The organism is Afipia sp. DC4300-2b1, assembly GCF_049895725.1.
Lineage (GTDB): Bacteria > Pseudomonadota > Alphaproteobacteria > Rhizobiales > Xanthobacteraceae > Afipia > Afipia broomeae.
In genome coordinates this window covers 67,767-87,646 of record NZ_JAFCSX010000004.1, presented here as the reverse complement: position 1 = coordinate 87,646, position 19,880 = coordinate 67,767, and the positions used below count along the sequence as shown (strand labels likewise).

At 59.5% G+C, this 19,880-nt stretch carries 15 protein-coding genes and 3 pseudogenes; 8 read left to right on the top strand and 10 right to left on the bottom strand.

From position 1 onward, the window contains the following. Positions 1–69 precede the first annotated feature (69 nt). The 4 genes from ACP7AL_RS16965 to ACP7AL_RS16950 all read left to right on the top strand — a co-directional run bounded on the left by ACP7AL_RS16965 (position 70) and on the right by ACP7AL_RS16950 (position 4,656). The gene (locus ACP7AL_RS16965) at positions 70–1,692 is read left to right on the top strand and encodes a fatty-acid--CoA ligase (protein ID WP_425993148.1); all 1,623 of its coding nucleotides are present in this window, start codon (positions 70–72) and stop codon (positions 1,690–1,692) included. A 54-nt stretch (positions 1,693–1,746) separates the two neighbouring features. Beyond that, positions 1,747–2,535: an enoyl-CoA hydratase/isomerase family protein gene (locus tag ACP7AL_RS16960; RefSeq protein ID WP_425993146.1), complete on the top strand. Its 789-nt coding sequence runs from the start codon at positions 1,747–1,749 to the stop codon at positions 2,533–2,535. 136 nt (positions 2,536–2,671) lie between these two features. Further along, positions 2,672–3,772, top strand: coding sequence for an NADH:flavin oxidoreductase (locus ACP7AL_RS16955; protein WP_024921434.1), 1,101 nt, complete (start codon positions 2,672–2,674; stop codon positions 3,770–3,772). A 143-nt stretch (positions 3,773–3,915) separates the two neighbouring features. After that, complete coding sequence (locus tag ACP7AL_RS16950; RefSeq protein ID WP_006019402.1) at positions 3,916–4,656, top strand: GntR family transcriptional regulator; 741 nt, start codon at positions 3,916–3,918, stop codon at positions 4,654–4,656. Positions 4,657–4,781: 125 nt separating this feature from the next. Here ACP7AL_RS16950 and ACP7AL_RS16945 read toward each other — a convergent pair whose 3' ends face one another. Genes ACP7AL_RS16945 through ACP7AL_RS16935 form a run of 3 tightly spaced genes read right to left on the bottom strand, consistent with a single transcriptional unit; the run spans position 4,782 to position 7,552 of the window. After that, on the bottom strand, positions 4,782–5,813 hold the full coding sequence (locus ACP7AL_RS16945) for a Rieske 2Fe-2S domain-containing protein (RefSeq protein WP_425993143.1): 1,032 nt from the start codon (positions 5,811–5,813) through the stop codon (positions 4,782–4,784). A 39-nt stretch (positions 5,814–5,852) separates the two neighbouring features. Then, positions 5,853–6,608: an SDR family NAD(P)-dependent oxidoreductase gene (locus ACP7AL_RS16940; RefSeq protein WP_425993141.1), complete on the bottom strand. Its 756-nt coding sequence runs from the start codon at positions 6,606–6,608 to the stop codon at positions 5,853–5,855. 2 nt (positions 6,609–6,610) lie between these two features. After that, entirely contained in the window at positions 6,611–7,552 is a 942-nt protein-coding gene (locus ACP7AL_RS16935) for a DUF1116 domain-containing protein (RefSeq protein WP_425993139.1), read from the bottom strand. A gap of 390 nt (positions 7,553–7,942) precedes the next feature. Here ACP7AL_RS16935 and ACP7AL_RS16930 point away from each other — a divergent pair, with 390 nt between their 5' ends. Beyond that, positions 7,943–9,094, top strand: coding sequence for an ABC transporter substrate-binding protein (locus ACP7AL_RS16930; protein WP_006019398.1), 1,152 nt, complete (start codon positions 7,943–7,945; stop codon positions 9,092–9,094). 62 nt (positions 9,095–9,156) lie between these two features. Here ACP7AL_RS16930 and ACP7AL_RS16925 read toward each other — a convergent pair whose 3' ends face one another. Together ACP7AL_RS16925 and ACP7AL_RS16920 are read right to left on the bottom strand one after the other, a co-directional pair. Beyond that, positions 9,157–10,404 (bottom strand): NAD(P)/FAD-dependent oxidoreductase, encoded by a 1,248-nt coding sequence (locus ACP7AL_RS16925; protein WP_425993136.1) that lies wholly within the window; start codon positions 10,402–10,404, stop codon positions 9,157–9,159. Continuing rightward, complete coding sequence (locus tag ACP7AL_RS16920) at positions 10,401–10,724, bottom strand: 2Fe-2S iron-sulfur cluster-binding protein (RefSeq protein WP_425993134.1); 324 nt, start codon at positions 10,722–10,724, stop codon at positions 10,401–10,403. The genes ACP7AL_RS16925 and ACP7AL_RS16920 overlap by 4 nt, the downstream gene beginning before the upstream one ends. Before the next feature lie 85 nt (positions 10,725–10,809). On the opposite strand from ACP7AL_RS16920, the pseudogene ACP7AL_RS16915 reads away from it, so the two are divergent. Then, positions 10,810–13,135, top strand: a pseudogene (locus ACP7AL_RS16915) (xanthine dehydrogenase family protein molybdopterin-binding subunit). A gap of 68 nt (positions 13,136–13,203) precedes the next feature. Here ACP7AL_RS16915 and ACP7AL_RS16910 read toward each other — a convergent pair. The 3 genes and pseudogenes from ACP7AL_RS16910 to ACP7AL_RS16900 all read right to left on the bottom strand — a co-directional run. Beyond that, positions 13,204–13,354: pseudogene (locus tag ACP7AL_RS16910) on the bottom strand (MFS transporter); the annotation flags it as partial. Positions 13,355–13,438: 84 nt separating this feature from the next. Continuing rightward, positions 13,439–14,221, bottom strand: a complete 783-nt coding sequence (locus tag ACP7AL_RS16905; RefSeq protein ID WP_425993132.1) for a class II aldolase/adducin family protein — start codon at positions 14,219–14,221, stop codon at positions 13,439–13,441. A 64-nt stretch (positions 14,222–14,285) separates the two neighbouring features. Continuing rightward, a complete protein-coding gene (locus ACP7AL_RS16900) occupies positions 14,286–15,107 on the bottom strand; it encodes a class II aldolase/adducin family protein (protein WP_425993130.1) in 822 nt (273 codons plus the stop codon). 344 nt (positions 15,108–15,451) lie between these two features. Here ACP7AL_RS16900 and ACP7AL_RS16895 point away from each other — a divergent pair. Next, a pseudogene (locus tag ACP7AL_RS16895) lies at positions 15,452–16,396 on the top strand (LysR substrate-binding domain-containing protein). A gap of 181 nt (positions 16,397–16,577) precedes the next feature. On the opposite strand, the gene ACP7AL_RS16890 reads toward ACP7AL_RS16895, so the two are convergent. Then, a complete protein-coding gene (locus tag ACP7AL_RS16890) occupies positions 16,578–17,810 on the bottom strand; it encodes a CaiB/BaiF CoA transferase family protein (protein WP_425993128.1) in 1,233 nt (410 codons plus the stop codon). Between the two features lie 2 nt (positions 17,811–17,812). After that, positions 17,813–18,580, bottom strand: a complete 768-nt coding sequence (locus ACP7AL_RS16885) for an enoyl-CoA hydratase/isomerase family protein (protein WP_425993126.1) — start codon at positions 18,578–18,580, stop codon at positions 17,813–17,815. A 206-nt stretch (positions 18,581–18,786) separates the two neighbouring features. On the opposite strand from ACP7AL_RS16885, the gene ACP7AL_RS16880 reads away from it, so the two are divergent. Next, entirely contained in the window at positions 18,787–19,836 is a 1,050-nt protein-coding gene (locus tag ACP7AL_RS16880) for an AraC family transcriptional regulator (protein ID WP_425993124.1), read from the top strand. Positions 19,837–19,880 lie beyond the last annotated feature (44 nt).

Below are 19,880 nucleotides of genomic sequence, written 5' to 3'. Positions count from 1 at the left end.
CCGACACTCATTCATCGAGTGCCGGGTTTCTTTTTATTTGCAGGACAAGAACTCAAGGAGCTTCACACCATGTTAGGCCTGATGCAGGACTGGCCCTTGCTGTGCCACCGTATCATCGACCATGCCGCGGACTGTCACCCCACGCGAGAGGTCGTGACCCGGTCAGTCGAAGGACCGATCCATCGCACCAACTATCTGAACATCCGGACGCGCGCCCTGAAGGTTGCACAGCGGCTCGACCGTGACGGCATCAGGCTCGGAGACCGCGTCGCGACCCTAGCCTGGAACACATGGCGTCATCTTGAGGCCTGGTACGGAATCATGGGCATCGGCGCGGTCTGTCATACGATCAACCCGCGGCTGTTCCCTGAGCAGATCGCGTGGATCGCCAATCACGCTCAGGATCGGATCCTGCTGACCGACCTCACCTTCGTGCCGCTGTTGGAGAAGCTGGCGCCGCAACTCTCCTCGGTCGAGCGTTTCGTGATTCTCACCGACCGTGCGCACATGCCGGCGACAAATCTGCCCGGGGCAATCGCTTACGAAGACTGGATCGATAGCGTCGACGGCAATTTCGAATGGAAATCGTTCGACGAGAATACCGCAGCCGGTCTTTGCTACACGTCGGGGACGACCGGGGATCCGAAGGGGGTGCTCTACTCCCACCGCTCCAATGTCCTGCATTCGCTGATGGTCGCGCAGGCTGATGTAGTCGGCCTGAAATCCACCGATACCGTGTTGCCTGTCGTCCCGCTGTTTCACGCCAACAGTTGGGGGCTGGCGTTCCATGCCCCGATGACCGGCACCAAGTTGGTGTTTCCGGGCGCGAAGATGGACGGCGCGTCGATCTACGAGCTTCTCCGGGACGAAAAGGTCTCACTGACGGCTGGTGTGCCGACCGTCTGGCTGATGCTTCAGCAATACATGGAAACAAACAACCTGCGGCTGCCCGATCTCAAGCATCTGACGATTGGCGGCGCAGCCCCACCGCCCGCCATGATCGAGGCTTTCGGCCGCATGGGGATTCCGGCGCGTCAGGGCTGGGGCATGACCGAGATGAGTCCGATCGGCTCGATCGGAGCACTCAAACCGCCATTCGAAAATCTCTCCGGCAAGGACAAGATCGACCGGCTCTCCAGCCAAGGGTTTCCCCCTTTCCTTGTCGAGATGAAAATCACGGACGACTTCGGCAAGAAGCTGCCACGGGATGGGAAGACGTTTGGACGCCTGAAGGTCCGCGGAGCGGCCATCGCCAAGGCGTACTATCGGGTCACCGACGGTATTCTCGATGACGAGGGATTCTTTGACACCGGAGACGTCGCCACTCTCGACGAGCACGCCTATATGCGGATCACCGACCGCTCCAAGGATGTCATCAAATCCGGGGGCGAATGGATTTCCTCGATCGATCTGGAAAATCTGGCGGTCGGCCATCCCGACGTGCTGGAGGCCGCGGTGATCGGCATCCGCCATCCCAAATGGGACGAGCGGCCCCTTCTCATCGTCCAGCTTAAACCGGATTCGAAGACGAAGGGTCCCGACATTCTCCACTTCATGGAAGGCAAGATCGCGAAGTGGTGGATGCCCGACGACGTCGCCGTCGTCGATGCGATACCTCACACCGCAACCGGCAAGATCAAGAAGACCGATTTACGGGAACAGTTTCAGCACTACCGGTTTCCAGGCACTTAGCCGCGGGACATATCGAGTCCGGCCCGGTCGGACCGTTCGAGAATGGATAAAAAAATGAGTTCAGTGCGCTTCGAAAAACAAGCAAATGTTGGCGTCATCACGATCGACAATCCGCCGATCAATCTCGCCGATAACGCGCTGTTTGCGGCTTTCGAGACTGTACTCGACGAGATTGAAGCGTCCGACATCCGCGCGCTGCTGGTCCAGGCCGCGGGCGATCACTTCGGCTGCGGCGTGAATGTGCAGACCACCTTCGTTGGTGTCGACAGCAAGAGCGCCCGTCAGATGCTGGGCCGGGGGATTCGGATCTGCACCCGGCTGGAAGCCCTGAACATTCCTGTCGTCTGCGCCGTTCAGGGGCTTTGCCTCGCAGCAGCGCTCGAAATCGCACTCCGATGCGATGTCATCATCGCTGCCGATGATGCGCAGTTTGCACAGGTCGAACAGCACATTGGCGCTGCGACCTATCTGGGCGGCGCTTATCTTCTGGCCGAGCGCTGCGGCCCTGCCCGCGCGCGCGAAATCTGTTTCACCGGCGACTTCTATGACGCGGCATCGTTTGAACGCTGGAATATCATCAATCGGGTTGTTCCTCGGGCCTCGCTGCAAGCCGAGGCCATGGCATGGGCTCAAAAGCTCGCCAACGCACCGACCAAAGCTCACGCCGTCACCAAGCGCCTGATGCGCGCGTTTCTTGACCACGGCGTACGCGCTGCGGACGAACTGCTGCTCGACCTCGGCCCGCCGCTCTTCGACAGCGCGGACTTCAGGGCCGGCGTGCAAGCAGTGGTGGAACACGGTTCAAAAAACTTCCGCGGCAAGGTCGTTTTTCAGGGGGGCTAGAGGCTATCCAACTCAGGCGGCGATCCCCGGAGAGCCATTGCATAGCTGCCGCGCCACCGTTTTGAATTGACGTTGCCAGAACTACAACCGCACAATTTTCATCAGAAAATCGCCAGTCAACTGTCGCGAGGCCTTCATGTCGACCACGAACCCGCTGTTCCAGCCATTCCGGCACAAATCGCTTTCACTGCCCAATCGCGTGGTGATGGCGCCGATGACGCGCTCTAAGAGCCCGGACGGGACCCCCGGTGAGGATGTCGCGACCTACTATCGCCGCCGCGCGGAAGGCGGCGTCGGGTTGATCATCACCGAAGGAACCACGGTCGACCGCGCAGGCGCATCGAATGATCCGAACATCCCGAACTTCTATGCCCCGAAGAGCCTCGATGGCTGGCGTCGTGTGGTGAAAGAAGTTCATGCGGCCGGAGCAAAGATCGCGCCGCAAATCTGGCATCAGGGAATGGTCCGCAAGGCTGGGACCGGTCCGCGTCCGGAAGGCAAGTCTGATGGGCCATCGGGATTGTCCGGTTCAGGCAAGCTGGTTGGCGAGCCGATGACCGACGCGGATATCGCAGACACCATCGAAGCGTTTGCGAAAGCCGCGGGCGCCGCCAAGGAGATCGGCTTCGATGCCGTCGAACTTCATGGTGCGCACGGCTATCTGGTGGACCAGTTCTTCTGGGAGCAGTCGAACCGGCGCGACGACGCTTACGGCGGGGATCTCGTCAAGCGTACTCGTTTTGCCGCCGACATCATCAAGGCCATCCGCCAGCGTGTGGGACCGGACTTCGTCATTATTCACCGGTTTTCGCAGTGGAAGCAGCAGGACTACGGTGCGAAGCTGGCTCACTCGCCCGACGAACTCGCCGCGTTCCTCCAGCCGCTGGTCGACGCAGGCGCCGACATCTTTCACTGCTCGACGCGGCGGTTCTGGGAGCCCGAATTCCAGGGCTCCGACCTCAATCTCGCCGGCTGGAGCAAGAAGCTCACCGGCAAGCCAACGATCACGGTGGGATCGGTGGGTCTGAAGGGCGGCGACTTCATTCAGTCCTACAAGGGTGAAAGCGCGGAAGTTGGCGATCTCAGCGAACTTGAAGCGCGGCTTGCGGATCATGAGTTCGATCTGGTCGCAGTTGGCCGCGCGCTGATTACCGATCCGGAGTGGCCGGCCAAGGTGCGCGACAAACGCTTCGCCGAACTTGCACCGTTCTCGCCAAAAGCAATGGCGACGCTCTAAGCGGCGCTAGTCCTCACCGTTCGGTACGATACCTGGACGGCGCGGCACATCGTGTGCAGGCGCCGGCTGTCGCAGTCCCGTACCCATTAGATGACCTCTAAACACGGCTCGCCTTATATATAGGACTACTCTATAATAGAGAGATGAATAAGCTCTCAGTCATTTTCGACCGCAGCCGTATGCCTCTGTACTTGCAGCTGGCATCGGTAATGCGGCAGCGCATTGAAGCGGGCCGCTGGCAGAACGGGGACAAGATCTCGACGATAGAAGAGCTCGAAGCCGAATTCGGCGTTGCCAAGATCACCATCAGCAAGGCCATCGAGATTCTTCGCGAAGAAAAAATGCTCGATTCCCGGCAGGGTCTCGGCACCTTTGTATCCTACGTGCCGAAGGAACGGCACTGGCTGAACATCGCCAATGACCTCGACGGCCTTATCAGCTCTATCAAGGACAATCGCGTCGAGATCGTCCACATAGAAGAAAAAGTTGCCAGCCCTCCCCTCGGCGAGGGTGAAGGTGTCCCCGCGCACAGATATGCGCTGCTGAGAAGCGTGCAGTACAACGGGGATGAGCCGTTTTCAGTCGTCAACCTGCACCTGTCGCAAGAGATATTCGCACGCGAACGGAAACAGTTCACGCGGTTACCGGCCCTGCCGCGCATTATGGAGATGAAGGATATCTCGATCAGTCACGCCTATCAGACGGTGACGATCGGCATAGCGAATCCCGAGGTCGCCGACCTGCTCAAGATCGGACTTGGCGAGCCCACCGCCGACTGCAGGATCGTTCTTCTGGACGACCGGAATGTTGCGATCTACGTCGCGGATTTTCATTACCACCGGAATTGTTTCGCGCTTCGGCGCGATCTGATGAATCGCAGCTAGCCAGGCGCTCCGGCGAAGCCCCCGCCCGAAAAAAATCCTGGGGCCGAAACCCCAGGCAGTACAGAGGAAGTGTCCGCGCGCCAGAGATGATCTTTGGCGCGCGCGATTGTGTACGGATCGTCAGCTCAACCGGCAGACTCCAGTTCCGCGATAATAAGTTTATCGACCATCCGGCGCATCTTCATCGGCGCCGCGTCGATTCCCAGAATGATGCGCTTGTAGTTCGGGTCGCGCTCTTCCTCGAGCTGGATTCGCTCCAGGATGACCTTGTCTTCCTTGAACGCCATATCGAGATCGGCGGTCAGCGAGGCGTCCATGTTGTGCTCGTTGGTGCGGAAGTTACGGACATGGAACCAGTGCTGAAGCACCGTCCGTTCATCGACCGGGGTCAGAACGTGGCAGGCGAACATCCGAACGCCCTTATCCCTGTCCTCCGTATCGGGAATCGAACCGGCAGGGCACGATCCCATGTCGATCGCGAAGTAGCACGGCGTCGAGTAATTGTAGTAGTGCCAGCGATCGACTGACCCGGTGAGCTTGCCGTACTTCGAGAAAAGCGGAATCGCCGGCCCGTTGCGGATCCATCGCCACACGGTGATTTCGTTGCTACGGTATTCGTTGTTCACCGGAACGGTGGCACCGGCCGGAGTGCCAAGAGTTGTTGTGTGAACGAACGTGACGTGCGCCGGATCAAGCAGGTTGTCGCAAAGGCTGAGATAGTTGCACTCGATCCGCAGCGTGTCGCCCTGCACGGCGTGCCAGCCTTCGGCCTCATACTGAGGCAGATGAAACATCTTGCTGAGATCGGCTTTCTTCGGATTTCCCATCCAAAGCCACACCAGCCCGTACTTGATCTGAAGCGGATATGAGCGGACCAGCGCGTTGCCCGGAATCACATCCTGCCCCGGAATGAGGACGCATTTTCCACTGCAGTCGAATGTCATGCCGTGATAGCCGCATTCGATGTTGTCACCCTTCAATTTGCCCAGGGACAACGGGGCAAGACGATGCGGACACGCATCCTGAAGAGCTGCGATGCTTCCGTCCTCCAGACGATAGATGACGATGGGTTCTTCGAGCACCACGTGCCGAGTCAACTCCCGGCCAACACGATCGGCCCACACCACCGGGTACCATGCATTGGTAACGTATTTCATTTTGTTGCTTCCCTTCGACAGTCAAGAATTCCGCAGCCGTCAATGATAGTAAGCGCCGCCATCGACAACCAAGGTCTGGCCGGTGATGAAAGCGGCATGCGGGCCCGCAAAAAAAGCGACGGCGCCAACAACGTCTCCAGCCAGCATGTCCCGCTTGAGCGCCCTGTTGCGCACGGAAAATCCGGAGACCGTGTTCGCCAGTTCGGGGTTGTTTTGAACGCCATCGCTCAGCGTAAAGCCGGGCGCGACGCTGTTGACGAGAATGCCGTGCTCGCCAAGCTCGGTCGCGAGCGTTCGTGTCATGGACACGATCGCGCCTTTTGAGGCGACGTAATGCAACATGCCGGGATTGCCCTTGAACGCGACACCCGACGAGATGTTGATGATGCGCCCGGAGCCCTGCTTCTTGAATGCCGGCAGCACCGCCTTGCAGCACAGAAACTGCCCGATGACATTGACATTCAGCATTTTTTGCCAGTCATCGACCGTAAGCTGCTCGAAGGGCTTGAGGGACAGAGTGGAATAGATCGCGGCGTTGTTCACCAGAACGTCGATGTGCCCGAACCGTTCGACGGCCGCTGACGCCATGCGGCCGGTGTCCTGCTCGCTGGAAACATCCGCATCGACATGGTGGGCCTGATATCCGCGCTGGCGCAATTTATCGGCGGCGGCCAAACCTCCCTTGATATCTGCAATCATGATCGACGCGCCCTGCCCGGCCAGCGCCTCGCAGATCGCATAGCCGATCCCCATCGCGCCGCCGGTGACGACAGCCACCTTTCCTGTCAGGTCCATTCCTAGTCTCCAGTTCCGAAAAGTGAGGGCGGTACGATGTAGAACCCTCTTCCGATGGGTGCGGCAGCACCTCTTTCATCGAGGATCGCAAGATTGATGATCGGCGTGACGCCGGTGGCGCGGACGACGTCGGTATCGATGACACGCATACCGGCGTTGATGATGGCGCTGGCGCGCGATTGCGCGTCCGGCGGGAGCAAATGTGCCCACTCCGCTGCGAGCACTGGCGCATGACTTAACGCCTGTCCGCCAAACCCGCAGACATCGACGAGCGCGCTGTCACCGATGGCGCCCAGGGCCGGCGCCGTCTGCTGTGGATTGAAGCGGATTCCTGTTGGCGGCGCGCATGATACGGTCGACCATCTTGTCTCGCCGCGCCGTCGCAAGCCGAACTCAATGCCGTTGCCGCCAATGGCCACGATCTCGCTTGCCGATGTGTGCAGTTTCCACGCGGCCCAGGCCATCCAGATGCCCAGGACGAAACCGGGATTCGCCCGGATATCGGCCACGATGCCCGTGGGCAATTCGCTCATGAGTTCGAGGAACCGATCGTTTCCGGCCCGTGTGATGGCGTGGCAGTCGTCCCCCTCGCGCAGCGCCTCCCGCATTATCGATTCGATGTCCGGCAGTTTGCCAAGCTGGGGATTGAGTGCTCGCGCCACCTCCGCAGTCCAATCGCGCGCGCGCGTGACGCAGAGCGGATCGGCGGAGCCAAATCGCAGCGCTGGCGGCGGCCCTTCGGAGACAGGAGAATAGAAGACGCTGTCATTGTCCCCGACCTCGAAACACCACATCGACGGCGCAGCCACCATCGCGAGCGGAACAGCAATGCCGTGGTCCTGCGCCGGCTTGAGTGAAAGTGAACCCGCCTCAAGCATCCCGCGCGCGGCTGAGATATCCTCGGCGAAACCTCCGATCACCGCGGCCTGCTCCGCTGCCGCCATGACCGCGCCCGGCGGTTTGCCTTTGTAAGGCGGTCCAGCATGAAGCAGAGTGTGTGCAGGCAGGTCCGCCCTGGCGTCACTTAACCGAACGAGACGACGAAGATGCGCAAGCTTCCGATTCATTCCGCACTCACCTGGCGCACAGAATGCGCGGCCTTCCGACGTTGATTTGCGGCATTCGCCAAACAATGAACGTGTCCGCCAACCTAATCATTCTATTTATAGCATGATAGAGATAAGCAGCAAGTGCGCAAAGCGAGTTTTTCGTGCAAATTGCCCCGAAAAATAGCACCATCGATTACATTTGCGGCTTGGTCATACTATTAATAGGGTGATAGTGTGACTTGGCGCGCAAACAGGCGGGCGGGTAAAACCGGAGGGAGGAATTCAATGAAATCGTCTTGGTCCAGAATATTGCTAGCGGTCCTGTCAACCAGTGTCGGGACAGGCGCAATAGCCCAGGAAACCATCAAGCTCGGCGTCAATCAGCCCCTCACGGGCGTGGTCGCCGCGTCGGGGAATTTCGTCACCAACGGCGCCAAGATCGCCGCGGAAGAGATCAATGCGAAGGGAGGCGTGCTCGGAAAGAAGCTTCAACTGATCATCGAAGATAATAAGAGCAATCCCACCGAAGCTGCGAACGTCGCCGAGAAGCTGATTACACGCGACAAGGTGCCCGCAATGATGGGCGCATGGAGCTCGACTTACACACTCGCAGTGATGCCAAAGCTGATGGAATACAAGGTCCCGATGCTGGTCGAAACGTCCAGCGCCGACAAGATCACGACCATGGGCAACCCGTATGTATTCCGCATCAGCCCGACCAACAGCATGGAAGCCAAGAGCTTCACCCGCTTTGTCGAACCGTTGAAGATCAAGAAGGTCGACTTCCTGGTCGTCAACAATGATTGGGGTCTCGGTGCGGCTGCCGAATTCGGGAAAATGCTGAAGGAGAAGGGCATCACCGTCAATCGCACACTGCACATGGACGCAGCGGCGCAAGACATGTCTTCGCAGCTCTCGACCATCAAGAGCACAGACAGCGACACCCTCTTCACGACATCCGGCCCGGAACAGATGACGCTGGTGATGAAGCAGGCGCAGGCGCTCGGCATCAAGCGACAGATCATCACCACCGGCGGTACCGTGCCGGATCAGTTGATTGCCCAGGCCGGCTCGGCAGCGAACAATTCGTTGCATGACGCGATGTTTGCGCCATGGTTCCCGGAAACCTCGGCAGATCCGGCAGCGGCCCGCTCGTTCATCGCAGCGTGGGAAAAAACCGGACTTCCGTTTGCGGGACTGCCTGAGGGCGCGCGCGGCTATGACGGCATTCAGGTGCTGGCCGCAGCCATCAAGAAAGCCGGTGTCGCTGAGCCGGAGAAGATTCGCGCAGCTCTTTGGGAGATCGAGTTTCCCGGCCTGACCGGCCGCATCGTCTTCGAGAAAGTCGGCCCGGCCGGCGCCGAGAGCGGACAGAGCCCGGCGACAACGCACCTCGTCAAGATCGACGATGGAAAGGTCGTGCTGGTCAGCAAGTAACGGGCAAGGATCAGCGGCGGCGCCGATATCGGCGCCGCCGCTATTTTTTCACTCTGAAGAAACTAGGCCTGAACGGTGCGAAGCTTTGCGAGATTGAACGCGGCGTCACCGGCCTGCTGCGCAGTTGGTGAAATCTGCCGCCCGATCAGGTCCCGCGCGACCATGTGATCCCTGGCGGCGTTGATCGAATCCACTGCCACAAGACGGCTTTCGCGAAAATGAAAGATCGAAAACGAATGGCTTCCCATATCGCCGCGCAGGACATGGGTGTCCGCCCCGCGCGACAGCCCCGCAATCTGTAGCTTCATGTCATACTGGTCAGACCAGAACCACGGCGTTCCAAGACTTGGCTTGTCCGTTCCCAGCAGTGCGCAGGCCGCCGACCGGCCCTGCTCGACCGAGTTCTGAACCGACTCCAGCCGCAGCATGGTGCCATCCAGCAGGCGGCGAACCGTACAGTCGCCCGCAGCGACAACATTGGGAACGGAGGTGCGTCCGCATGCATCCACTACGATTCCATTTTCGCACACGATTCCAGCAGCCCTTGCCAGTTCGTCGTTGGGCGTCACGCCAATTCCCGCAACCACCAGCCCGGCAACGATGCAGCGTCCATCAGCAAGCTGGACCTCCGCTGCATGCGCTGTGATCTTCCGGATTTCAACTATCCGCGCTTCAAAAATCAATGTCGCGCCGCGATCGGCATGCAGCCGGGCATACCACGCGGACAGTTCTGCGGACAAAACTCTTTCCAGCAGACGCGGAGCCGCCTCGAGGACAGTAACTTCGATACCAAATTTTCGCGCGCTCGCCGCGACCTCCAGCCCGATGAACCCTCCCCCGACAACGACCAGAGGCAGTTCCATTTGCACGCAATTCTGAAGTCCGCGCGCGATGGCGTCAGCATCGGCGCGTGATCGCAGCGTCCGAACCAGATCGCCGGCTTCTTGCGCCTGCGGAAGCTGACGCGGCGTTGCGCCCGTGGCGAGAACCAGCCCGGTGTAGGCCAATGCTCGCCCATCGCGCAGCAACACGGCTTGCGATCTCACATCGATCGCCGACACGGATGCGCCGGTGCAGAGATCGATCTGCCTCCTCTCCAGCACGGAGGGATCACGCAGCGTGAGCTGTTCAGGGTCCAGTTTGTCCGTTAGCCACGCTTTCGAAAGCGGAGGCCGCTGATAAGGCGCGTGCGGCTCGGCACCAAGCAACGTGACCCGGCCCTCAAACCCTTCGCTGCGAAGTGTTTCGGCGGCCTGAAGACCGGCCTGCCCTGCCCCGACAATGACAATGTGGGGATCGGTGCCGGTCACGTCTGGCACTCGGGAACGGTGACAACGAGTCCGTCGATCGCGGGTGAGGCCTTGATCTGGCATGACAGGCGACTGTTGGGACGCCGCTCGGCTTTCACTTCGTCCAGAAGTTCAAGTTCGTCCTCGCCAGGCGGCGGGAGTTCCGTCAATCGCTCTTGCTCGACGTAGACATGGCAGGTCGCGCAAACACAGGATCCGCCGCACTCGGCGACAATACCGTCGATGCCGTTTTTCACCGCGGCCTGCATCAGGCTCCAGCCCTCGGGCACATCCAGTTGAGACGCTGTTCCCGACGGCTGAATGACTGTAATCTGAACCATATCTCTCTATCTCATTGTTGTCCTATAGATAGAATGATATAAAGCAATTCGACCTGTGGCAAGCGGTGATCTGATCGGAGGGATGATGGATTTTCAGAGCGTCGGCGCGTCGTTGCTGCGAAAGGAAGACGACCGCTTCTTGCGCGGCCGCGGCCAGTATGTGGGCGACCTCAAGCTACCCGGACTCAAGGACGTTGCTTTCGTCCGCTCCCCGCTCGCTCACGCGAAGATACGTGGTGTGCGAATCCCGCCGGAATTTCAGGATCGCGTTTTCACCGCCAGGGATCTTACAGACGTCAAACCGATCGTCGCCGCATCCGGCCTGCCCGGTTTCAAGCATTCGGAGCAGCCTCTTTTGGCGCACGAAAAGGTCCGGCAGGTCGGCGAGCTTGTCGCCATGTGCATAGGCAGTACGCGCGCCGAAGCTGAAGACATTGCCGCCGCAGTTGAACTCGACCTCGACGAACTGCCGGTGGTAAGCGAGATGCTGGCCGCGAGACGGCCCGGTGCACCGCTGGTTCACGACCATTGGGGCGATAACGTTTTCCTGGAAACGTACATCGACGTGAATATGGAAGCGGCCTACGACGCCCCGATCAAAGTGACCCGTGAAATCAGGACGGCGCGGCAATGCATGGCGCCGCTGGAAGGGCGCGCCACTGTTGCTTATTGGGACAAGCGCCTAGATCAGCTTGTTCTCTATACCGGGACGCAGCAGCCGCACATTATCCGAACCGGCATCTCCGAATGTCTCGGGCTCGACCAGAGCAAGGTACGGGTCATCTCGCCCGACGTTGGAGGCGGCTTCGGTTACAAGGCTCTCATGCCGCCGGAAGATGTTTGCCTCGCCTGGCTTGCGATGCACTCCGGTCATCCAGTCCGCTGGATCGAAGATCGCCGCGAGCATCTGACTGCGAGCGCAAACTGCCGCGAGCATCATTATGTCATCACCGCATACGCGGATCGCGACGGCACGCTGCGCGGCATCGAATGCGAGGCCACCGTCGATTCCGGCGCTTACTCATCTTACCCGTTCTCGGCCTGTCTTGAGGCCGCACAGATTGCGAGCATCCTGCCGGGGCCTTACGACTTTCCGTCATATCGCTGCCAGACTTGGTCGGTCGCAACCAACAAGTGTCCAATTCTTCCTTATCGCGGCGTCGCCCGTACGGGCGTCTGCTATGCCATGGAACTGATGGTGGATGCCGTCGCGCGCGAGGCAGAACTCGATCCTCTGGAGGTGCGGCTGAAAAATCTGGTGAAGCCTGAGCAGATGCCGTTCGACAACATCACCAAAAAGCATTTTGACAGCGGCGATTATCCTGAAGCTTTGAAACGCGCCATGGCAAGGATCAATCTCGACGCCATCCGCAAACAGCAGGAAAACACCCACAGACTGATCGGCATCGGTCTTTCGATCTATTGCGAGCAGGGCGCGCACGGCACATCGGTCTATTCCGGCTGGGGAATCCCGATGATCCCGGGACACGAACAGGCGACTGCGCGCGTCACGCCGGATGGAGGTCTCGAGCTTCGTATCGGTGTCCATTCGCACGGGCAGAGCATGGAAACAACATTGCCGCAGATCGCCCACGAGATTCTGGGCATCGAGACCGCAAAGATCAAGCTTGTCCACGGCGACACCGAATACACGCCATACTCGACCGGGACGTGGGGGTCGCGATCAGCGGTAATGGCAGGCGGTGCCGTGTCACGCGCCTCGCAGGAAATCGCCGGCCTCATCAAAGGCATCGGGGCGCATCTGCTGCAAACCGATATTGCGAATGTACGCCTTGAGGACGGCTGTGTGATCGGGCCATCGGGAAGCGTGACTGTGAAGGAAGTCGCTCACACCTGGTATCGGCGCCCTCAGGATCTGCCTGCCTCGGTCGATCCGCGCGGCCTTGAAACCACGATTGGCTACAAGCCGGTGCGCGACTCCGGGCACCTTTAGCTACGCCGCACATATCGCCGTCGTTGCAGTGGACCCGGAAATGGGCGACATCGAAATTCTCGACTACGTGATCGTCGAGGACGGCGGCAAGCTGATCAATCCGATGGTCGTCGACGGCCAGATCTACGGCGGCCTCGCACAAGGTATCGGCACGGCTCTCTATGAAGAGATGCCGTTCGATCCATCAGCACAACCGCTGGCATCGACCTTCGCGGATTATCTGCTGCCTGGGCCAACCGAGGTTCCCGCTCCGCAGGTCGAGCACATGGAAACGCTGTCACCTTACACGGAGTTCGGTGTCAAAGGTCTTGGTGAAGGCGGTGCGATTGCTCCTCCCGCCGCCATCGGCAACGCTGTCAACGACGCACTCAAATCACTGGGGGTGGAATTACTGTGCTGTCCGATGACACCGCGGCGGGTGCTGGAGGCAATCCACCGCGCGAAAGGTAACGCGTAGCATATGCTGCACGTAGCGAAAACCTGCGGTGTCGTCACAACACCGCAGGCCGGAAGCTGGAGGCGTCAGACGATCCCTGGGAAGAATCCGGCCTCAGCAACACCGCATAAAGCGAAGGGCGTATAAACTGTTCGGCCCGCTGACGAATGCCATCGAAGCGGAAATCAGTCCCCATGTCACCATGATGCGCGCAATCCATCGGCGGGCGGCGGATTTTTCCGCGTCTTATTGCAGCTGGCGCGGCTCTTGGGGCCCGCCGGCTGTTTGCTGCTTTGAAACTGTTTGTTTTGTCCGTTCGTCCGCCTATTGGCGGAACGTCGATCCTTCGGCGTCGAGCTGCCGGATCAATGCGTCGTAGGTGTCCTGACCAAACGCATGCTTCTCATCGAAGCCCTTGGCGACGGCCGTTTGCGACTGCTGCATGGTACGCTTCAGCACTGCTTCCGGCAGATGCCTCAGCTCCTTGCCCATCTGGAAGGTGTGCACCTGCACCTCGCAGGCGCGCTGCAACATATACATCCGGAAGAATGCAGCCGCGGCGGTCTCTCCGCAGGTCAGCAAACCGTGATGGCGCAGGATCATGATGTTCTTGCTGCCTAACGACTTCACCAGCCGTTCACGTTCGCTGAGATCGACCGAAATTCCTTCGAAGTCGTGATAGGCCACTTCGCCGTAAAGCTGCGCGCCATAAAAACTATGCGGCGATAGACCGCCGTCCGCGCATGCAACCGTCACGCCCTCGGTCGTATGGGTATGCACGATGTAATGAGCATCCTCGCGTGCCATGTGGATCGCGGAGTGGATGGTAAACCCCGGCGCATTGACCTTGGCATCGCTGCCGTCAACGACGTTGCCATCAACATCGATCTTCACCAGATTCGACGCGGTGATTTCATTGTACATCAACCCGAACTGGTTGATGAGAAAGTGACGCTCCGGTCCCGGAACGCGCGCGGTAATATGATTGTAAATAAGCTCGGTCCAGCCGAACCGGTCGCAGATTCGGTAAAACGCCGCCAGTTGCTCACGTGCGTGGCGCTCTTCGGACGATATCTGCGACAGCTTTGGTTTGACGTGCCGGTTCATGAATTCCTCCTGGCATTTAAGAATTTGATCCGCGACCGCCCTCGTGGGAGCGGCCGCGATGCTCCTAGTCGAGAAAGTCCGGCTGCTCTTTCAGAATGCGCGCATAGAGCGACTGGAACTGAAACCATCCGCTGAACGACGAGCCGACGATCTGATAAGCCTGCTGTGCGGACTTTTCCGAAATCATCTTGAGCTTCTGCCCGGAGTAAGCAGCCGCGGCTTCTGCCATCAGTTGCACCTGGCACGACCGGTCCATGGTAATGAACCACCATGCCGCCTCGTCGACGGTCTGGCCCACTGTGAGAAGGCCGTGATTTTGCAGGATGGCTGCCTTGTGCGGGCCGAGCGCCTTCGCGATCTGTTGTCCCTCGTCGAGATCGACCGCGACCCCGCCGTAATCGTCGTAAAGCGCGTGATCGTTGTAGAAGGCGCAAACGTCCTGCGAGATTGGATCCAGCTTGCGGCCGAGCGCGGCAAAGGCGCGGCCATAAGTCGAGTGTGAATGCGCCGCGCCGACTGAGTCCGGACGAGCTGCATGGACACGCGAGTGAATAGCAAACGCGGCAGCATTCACCGGCCGATTGCCTTCGACTACCTTTCCGTCGTGCCCGACACGGATCAGATCAGATGCCTTGATCAGGCTGAAGTGCATTCCGAACGGATTGACCCAGAACGTGTCAGTGAATTCGGGATCGCGCGCCGTGATGTGGCCAACGACACCCTCGTCGAAGCCGAATTTCGAGAACAACCGGAAGCTGGCGGCCAGGCGCTGCTTGCGATGCAACCGCTCCTCGCCAACTGTTGCAAATACCGGCGGGCGCGGCAGATCCGTGTACATCTTCTCGGCAGCCGGTGTTGAATCATGGAATTTCTGCGGGGCGTTCATCTGGTTCTCCTTCACTGTATATGCGCAACTGGAACGGTCGCCGGCCAGCAGGCACTCGCATGCCCCGCCCGCGCGGCCGGAATTAATGTCGGCGGAGATAACCGCGGTCATCGGCAACCGAAATGGAGGCGGTTGAATCGGCCGGGCAATTGCAGCGACATGCTGCATCGCCCTGGCGCTCGAATGCTTTGGCCAATCATCGTCCTCCGTCATGCCCTTTGTGAGCTTGTTGCCGGTTAGCGAGCATGGCTGACATGCTGCGGCAGCCGCGTTGCCCGTCCTGACATTTGGTGCGAGCATGATCAGGAGTCTTCCGGGGCGCAAATGAATTCCCTTGCGGCCATATGAATGAAATTCACATGCAACGATCGCGATCATCGCTTCCACCGTTATCCACGCTACGGTCATTCGAAGCCGCAGTGAGATTGGGCAGCTTCAAGGCTGCTGCGGAAGACTTGAGCCTGACTCAGTCGGCGATCAGCCATCAGATCAGTTCGCTGGAAACGCATTTTTGCGTCAAACTTTTCGTGCGCGACGGAAACAAGGTCGTGCTTACGAAAGATGGCGCGATGTATGGGACGTCAATCCTGAAAGATTTCGCGGAATTATCACGCGCCGGCGAAGCGCTGCTAAGCAAGGAACGCAGGGAAATAGTGAGGGTTAGCGCCTCGCCCAGCTTCGCGACATTCGCCGCGCTGCCCCATCTTCAGAAATTCAAATCCGCAAACAAATCTCTCGATCTCCGACTTGAAGCGCGAAACACCGATGTGGATTTCAACACTGAAAGCATCGATGCCGCCATTCAGGTAGGTGGACCGCCGTTTCGCGGCTTGCATGCCCACAGGCTGTTTCGGTCAAAACTTGCGCCTTTGGCCCATCCCGATCTCTGCGAGAAATTCGCGCCATTGAAGAGCGCCAAGGATCTCGCGCGAATGCCCCTTATCGAGCTCAATAATATTCCTGGAATGTAGGAGCAATGGTTCGCCAAGGCAGACCGCAGAATCAAATTGAATGAACTCAGCCTGTCGAGCGACAGCCTGCTGGCGGCAATCCAGATGGCCGAGTCAGGTGTCGGTGTTGTCCTCGCGCCGTTCCCCTTGACGGCATCGGTTGTGGCGGCTGGCCGCCTCAAGGCCCTCTTTCGTCCGTCACTCCTGATGGACAAACGCGATTTTCATCTCGTCTATCGGAAGGAGGACGCCACGAGCGCGAAGATCAAGGCAATTCGCAAGTGGTTGAAAGACGTGATTGCTGAATTGGAACAGCGGACCAATACGAACGATCTGTGATCCCTTTTTACTTGGCTCACCGTGTATGGATTAAGTGAGCCGCGCCTGTGATTCAAAGTGGCAGCGCTTCGGTAATCACACCCGTGCACGAGCCAAAAACGCATGACATTGTACGCCGCAGTTTTTTCATCGATCATTGGCTTCATTACAAACTCCGGTCATGCAAGACGGCGTGCACTGCTCAGTCATACGCCCCGACCGGACTTCGCCTGCTGAGGAGTACCTTGCGCTGTTGCAGATCCGTAATGCGAGAATCCGGAACATTGTTCTCCCGAAGAATCTCCTCGTTGTGCTCGCCCTGAAACGCCGGGACACCGGGAAGAGGCAGTTCGGATTCGCTGAAGTGCCATGGATTGCCCGGCATGCGGGTGGTATTTCCGGCGCGGTCCTCAACCTCGACAACCGCGCCCCATTCCTTCACCCATTCCGACTCCGCAAACTCGCGGACAGTCCGAACTCTCCCGACCGCAAGGCCGGCCTCGCTGACCTGCGCCTGAAGCAGTTCAAGATCGGAGAATGTGGTCAGCCATGACCGGATTTCCGCCAGAAGCGATGGCAAATTCTGACGCCGCAGTTTCGCCGTGGCGTAACGCGGATCGGCCAGCAGGTCGTTTCGCCGCATCATGGCGCAATATCGGCTGAACATCGGAGAGTAGATCGGACTTCCCGCGATGGTGAGCCTGCGCCCGTCGGACAATTCGAAGATATGAGATTCATTGGCCGACAGCGCGATCGGCTCGCCGTCTGTGTCGATTCCGGAGAGCTGCGCGCCCGCGCGCTCGTTGACGGAGAGCATCGTGGCTGCCATCGACACGTCCACGTGCTGGCCCTCACCGGTTCGACTGCGATGATTCAGTGCGGCGAGAATCGCAATGACACCCTGGAGACCGGTATAGACGTCCGCGTGGCTGCAGGCGTCTCCTCGCGGCTCGGACAGCGCATTGCCGAAATGCTCCTCGACAATCGCAGTCAGTCCGGTTTCGGCCTGCACCGTGGGAGCAAAAGCGGGCCGATTGCGCCACGACGTGGTCTGGCCGTATCCGCTGAGTGAGGCGTAAACAACCTTCGGATTGAAGGCGCGGACGTCTTCGTATGCCAGACCGAAGCGCTTCAGCGTGCCGGGCCGGAAATTCTCAACGATGACGTCGGCGTTGCGGCACAGATCAATCACGATCTCGCGCGCCTCCGCCCAGTTCAGATCGATGCTCAGATTCCGCTTTCCCGCGTTCTGCTGGACATAGTAGAGGCCCATATCGCCGATATGCGGCAGACTCACGCGGCCGAGATCGCCCGACGGCGGCTCGATCTTCGTGACCTGCGCACCGAGATCGCGAAGCGCTTTCGTGCAATGCGGTCCTGCGAGCACACGGGTGAAATCGATAACGCGCAATCCTTCCAGAGGAGCTGAAGACACGGTCAGTCTCCCTTGAACGCTGCAGAGGCCGGGCCGGTTGCAAAGAACGCGTCGAAGCCCCGCTGCCGATCAGCAGCCTTCCAGATCATGTCATTGATCTCGATCTGCCGCTGGTCGGCAGACGCAACGCCGCCCCGCGATGCGAGGTTCGCCAGCATTTTGATGCCTTTGATCACCGCCGTCGGACCCGCCGCCAGTTGACGTGCCCACGTCAGCGACGCGGCGGGCAGATCCGCCTCGGGCACCACGAGATTGATGATGCCCCAGCGCTCGAAGGCTTCCGGCGTATGCCGCCGCCCGAGCATGGCAATTTCCTTTGCCCGCGCCGCGCCAGCACGCTGCGCCAAACGCTGTGTCCCGCCAAGCAGCGGGAGCAGTCCGACGGTAACTTCAACCTGCCCCAGAAACGCGGTGTCCGCGGCGATGATCATGTCGCAGGTCAGCGCCAGTTCAAGACCACCGCCGAGAACGCCTCCGTGTACCGCAGCAACAGTCGGGACCGGGACATCTTCAATCGCATCGAGAAACTCGGTGAAGCGTTTTTGATCGCTCTGGATCATTGTGGTCGTGCCGAACGATTTAAGCTCTGCCCCAGCGCAGAAGTGGCGCATCGAGCTGCGCAGCAAAATTGCGCGGCAGCCCCCTGCGAGCACCGCCCGGTAAGCTGCGATCAGATCCGCGATCATCTGGTCGTCGATCAAATTGTGCGGCGGCTTGGCGAGCGTCACGACGCCTACTGCGCCGTCCATCTCGTGCGTGACTGTCGTCAATTTTCTCTCCCATTTGACCGGCGCTGCGGGTTCTGCAGCCCGCTTCCTCGTTGCGGCAACTTGTCCGCCGCTCACGCCGCCAGCAACGTCAAGAAGTGCCAATATTCAGGTCCGAAAATGCCAACTGCGGTGCACAATGCAGTGACAGACGGGGTCCAAACGTGCCAATCTGACAGAAAAAGAACACGATGCGCCCGGAGGAACCGATGGTGATATCCAAGATCATCAGTCCGCTGTCGGACGATATCGATGCGCCGACTCAAAGCATGCTTGGGCTTGCCGCTCTTGCGGCCGAACTCGCCGCCGAAGGCGTTTCCGTGAAGGACCTGTTCGCCCGCACCGGCGCCCTTCCGTCTCAGCTCGAAGACCCGCATGCGCGCATCTCGCGGCGGCAGCGTCTGGCAATCTATCGAAATGCCGTCGCGCTCGCCAAACGAACGGATATCGGATTGCTCGCAGGCGCGCGGCAGCGCATCAGCGATTACGGAATCTATGGCTATGCGATGGTGAGCAGCCCGACATTCGGGGAAGCATTGAAATTTTCTATCGAGCACATCACGCAAGCCGGATCCACCGTGCTGCAAATCAGTTACCGCGTGGAGAATGGCACAGCTATCCTCCGCAGCCATGGCACCCAGTCACTGGGTCACCTGCTTCCGTTCGTCGCGGAATTCTGGCGGAGTTCGATGACAGCGCTTTTCAGCAGGGTTCTGGAGGCGCCGTTCCCGACAACACGCATGCTGTTTCCCTATCCCGCACCCGTTCATTGGCGAAACTACGAGCGGATGTTCAATTGTCCGATTGAGTTCGACGCCGGCTCGATGGAATGGCATTTCCCGGTCGAGGTGATGGATCGGTGCTGTCCTAACGCCAACCCGATCACCGCACAGGTCTGTCAGCAGTTCTGCAACGCAGTGATGGCCCCGACTCCCGGAGAAACAGAGCTGGTGCGCCGGATAAGAACCGCATGCTTCAACAGCCCGCGGCGCTTCCCGACCGCTGAAGAGATTGCGGACCAGCTCGGTCTTTCGCTGCGTACGCTGCATCGGCGATTGGCGCAGGAAGGACTGTCGTATCAATCCGTTCTGGACAATATGCGCCGCTCGGTGGCGACCGAATTTCTGGAAAATACCCATCTCATGATCGACGAGGTTGCCGAGCGGGTCGGGTTTTCGGACGCCACGAGCTTCCGCAAGGCTTTCCGTAAGTGGACCGGTCATTCGCCGACACACTATCGTCCGCGTCACCCCGGCTAGCAGTCCCAGCCTGACATACGCTGCAAAACATCGCGTTTAATCGC

Bases quoted from the DNA above. Each gene is read 5' to 3' on its own strand.
- ACP7AL_RS16965 (WP_425993148.1), top strand. From the start codon at position 70: ATGTTAGGCCTGATGCAGGACTGGCCCTTGCTGTGCCACCGTATCATC.
- ACP7AL_RS16960 (WP_425993146.1), top strand. From the start codon at position 1,747: ATGAGTTCAGTGCGCTTCGAAAAACAAGCAAATGTTGGCGTCATCACG.
- ACP7AL_RS16955 (WP_024921434.1), top strand. From the start codon at position 2,672: ATGTCGACCACGAACCCGCTGTTCCAGCCATTCCGGCACAAATCGCTT.
- ACP7AL_RS16950 (WP_006019402.1), top strand. From the start codon at position 3,916: ATGAATAAGCTCTCAGTCATTTTCGACCGCAGCCGTATGCCTCTGTAC.
- ACP7AL_RS16945 (WP_425993143.1), bottom strand. From the start codon at position 5,813: ATGAAATACGTTACCAATGCATGGTACCCGGTGGTGTGGGCCGATCGT.
- ACP7AL_RS16940 (WP_425993141.1), bottom strand. From the start codon at position 6,608: ATGGACCTGACAGGAAAGGTGGCTGTCGTCACCGGCGGCGCGATGGGG.
- ACP7AL_RS16935 (WP_425993139.1), bottom strand. From the start codon at position 7,552: ATGGCGGCAGCGGAGCAGGCCGCGGTGATCGGAGGTTTCGCCGAGGAT.
- ACP7AL_RS16930 (WP_006019398.1), top strand. From the start codon at position 7,943: ATGAAATCGTCTTGGTCCAGAATATTGCTAGCGGTCCTGTCAACCAGT.
- ACP7AL_RS16920 (WP_425993134.1), bottom strand. From the start codon at position 10,724: ATGGTTCAGATTACAGTCATTCAGCCGTCGGGAACAGCGTCTCAACTG.
- ACP7AL_RS16905 (WP_425993132.1), bottom strand. From the start codon at position 14,221: ATGAACCGGCACGTCAAACCAAAGCTGTCGCAGATATCGTCCGAAGAG.
- ACP7AL_RS16900 (WP_425993130.1), bottom strand. From the start codon at position 15,107: ATGAACGCCCCGCAGAAATTCCATGATTCAACACCGGCTGCCGAGAAG.
- ACP7AL_RS16880 (WP_425993124.1), top strand. From the start codon at position 18,787: ATGGTGATATCCAAGATCATCAGTCCGCTGTCGGACGATATCGATGCG.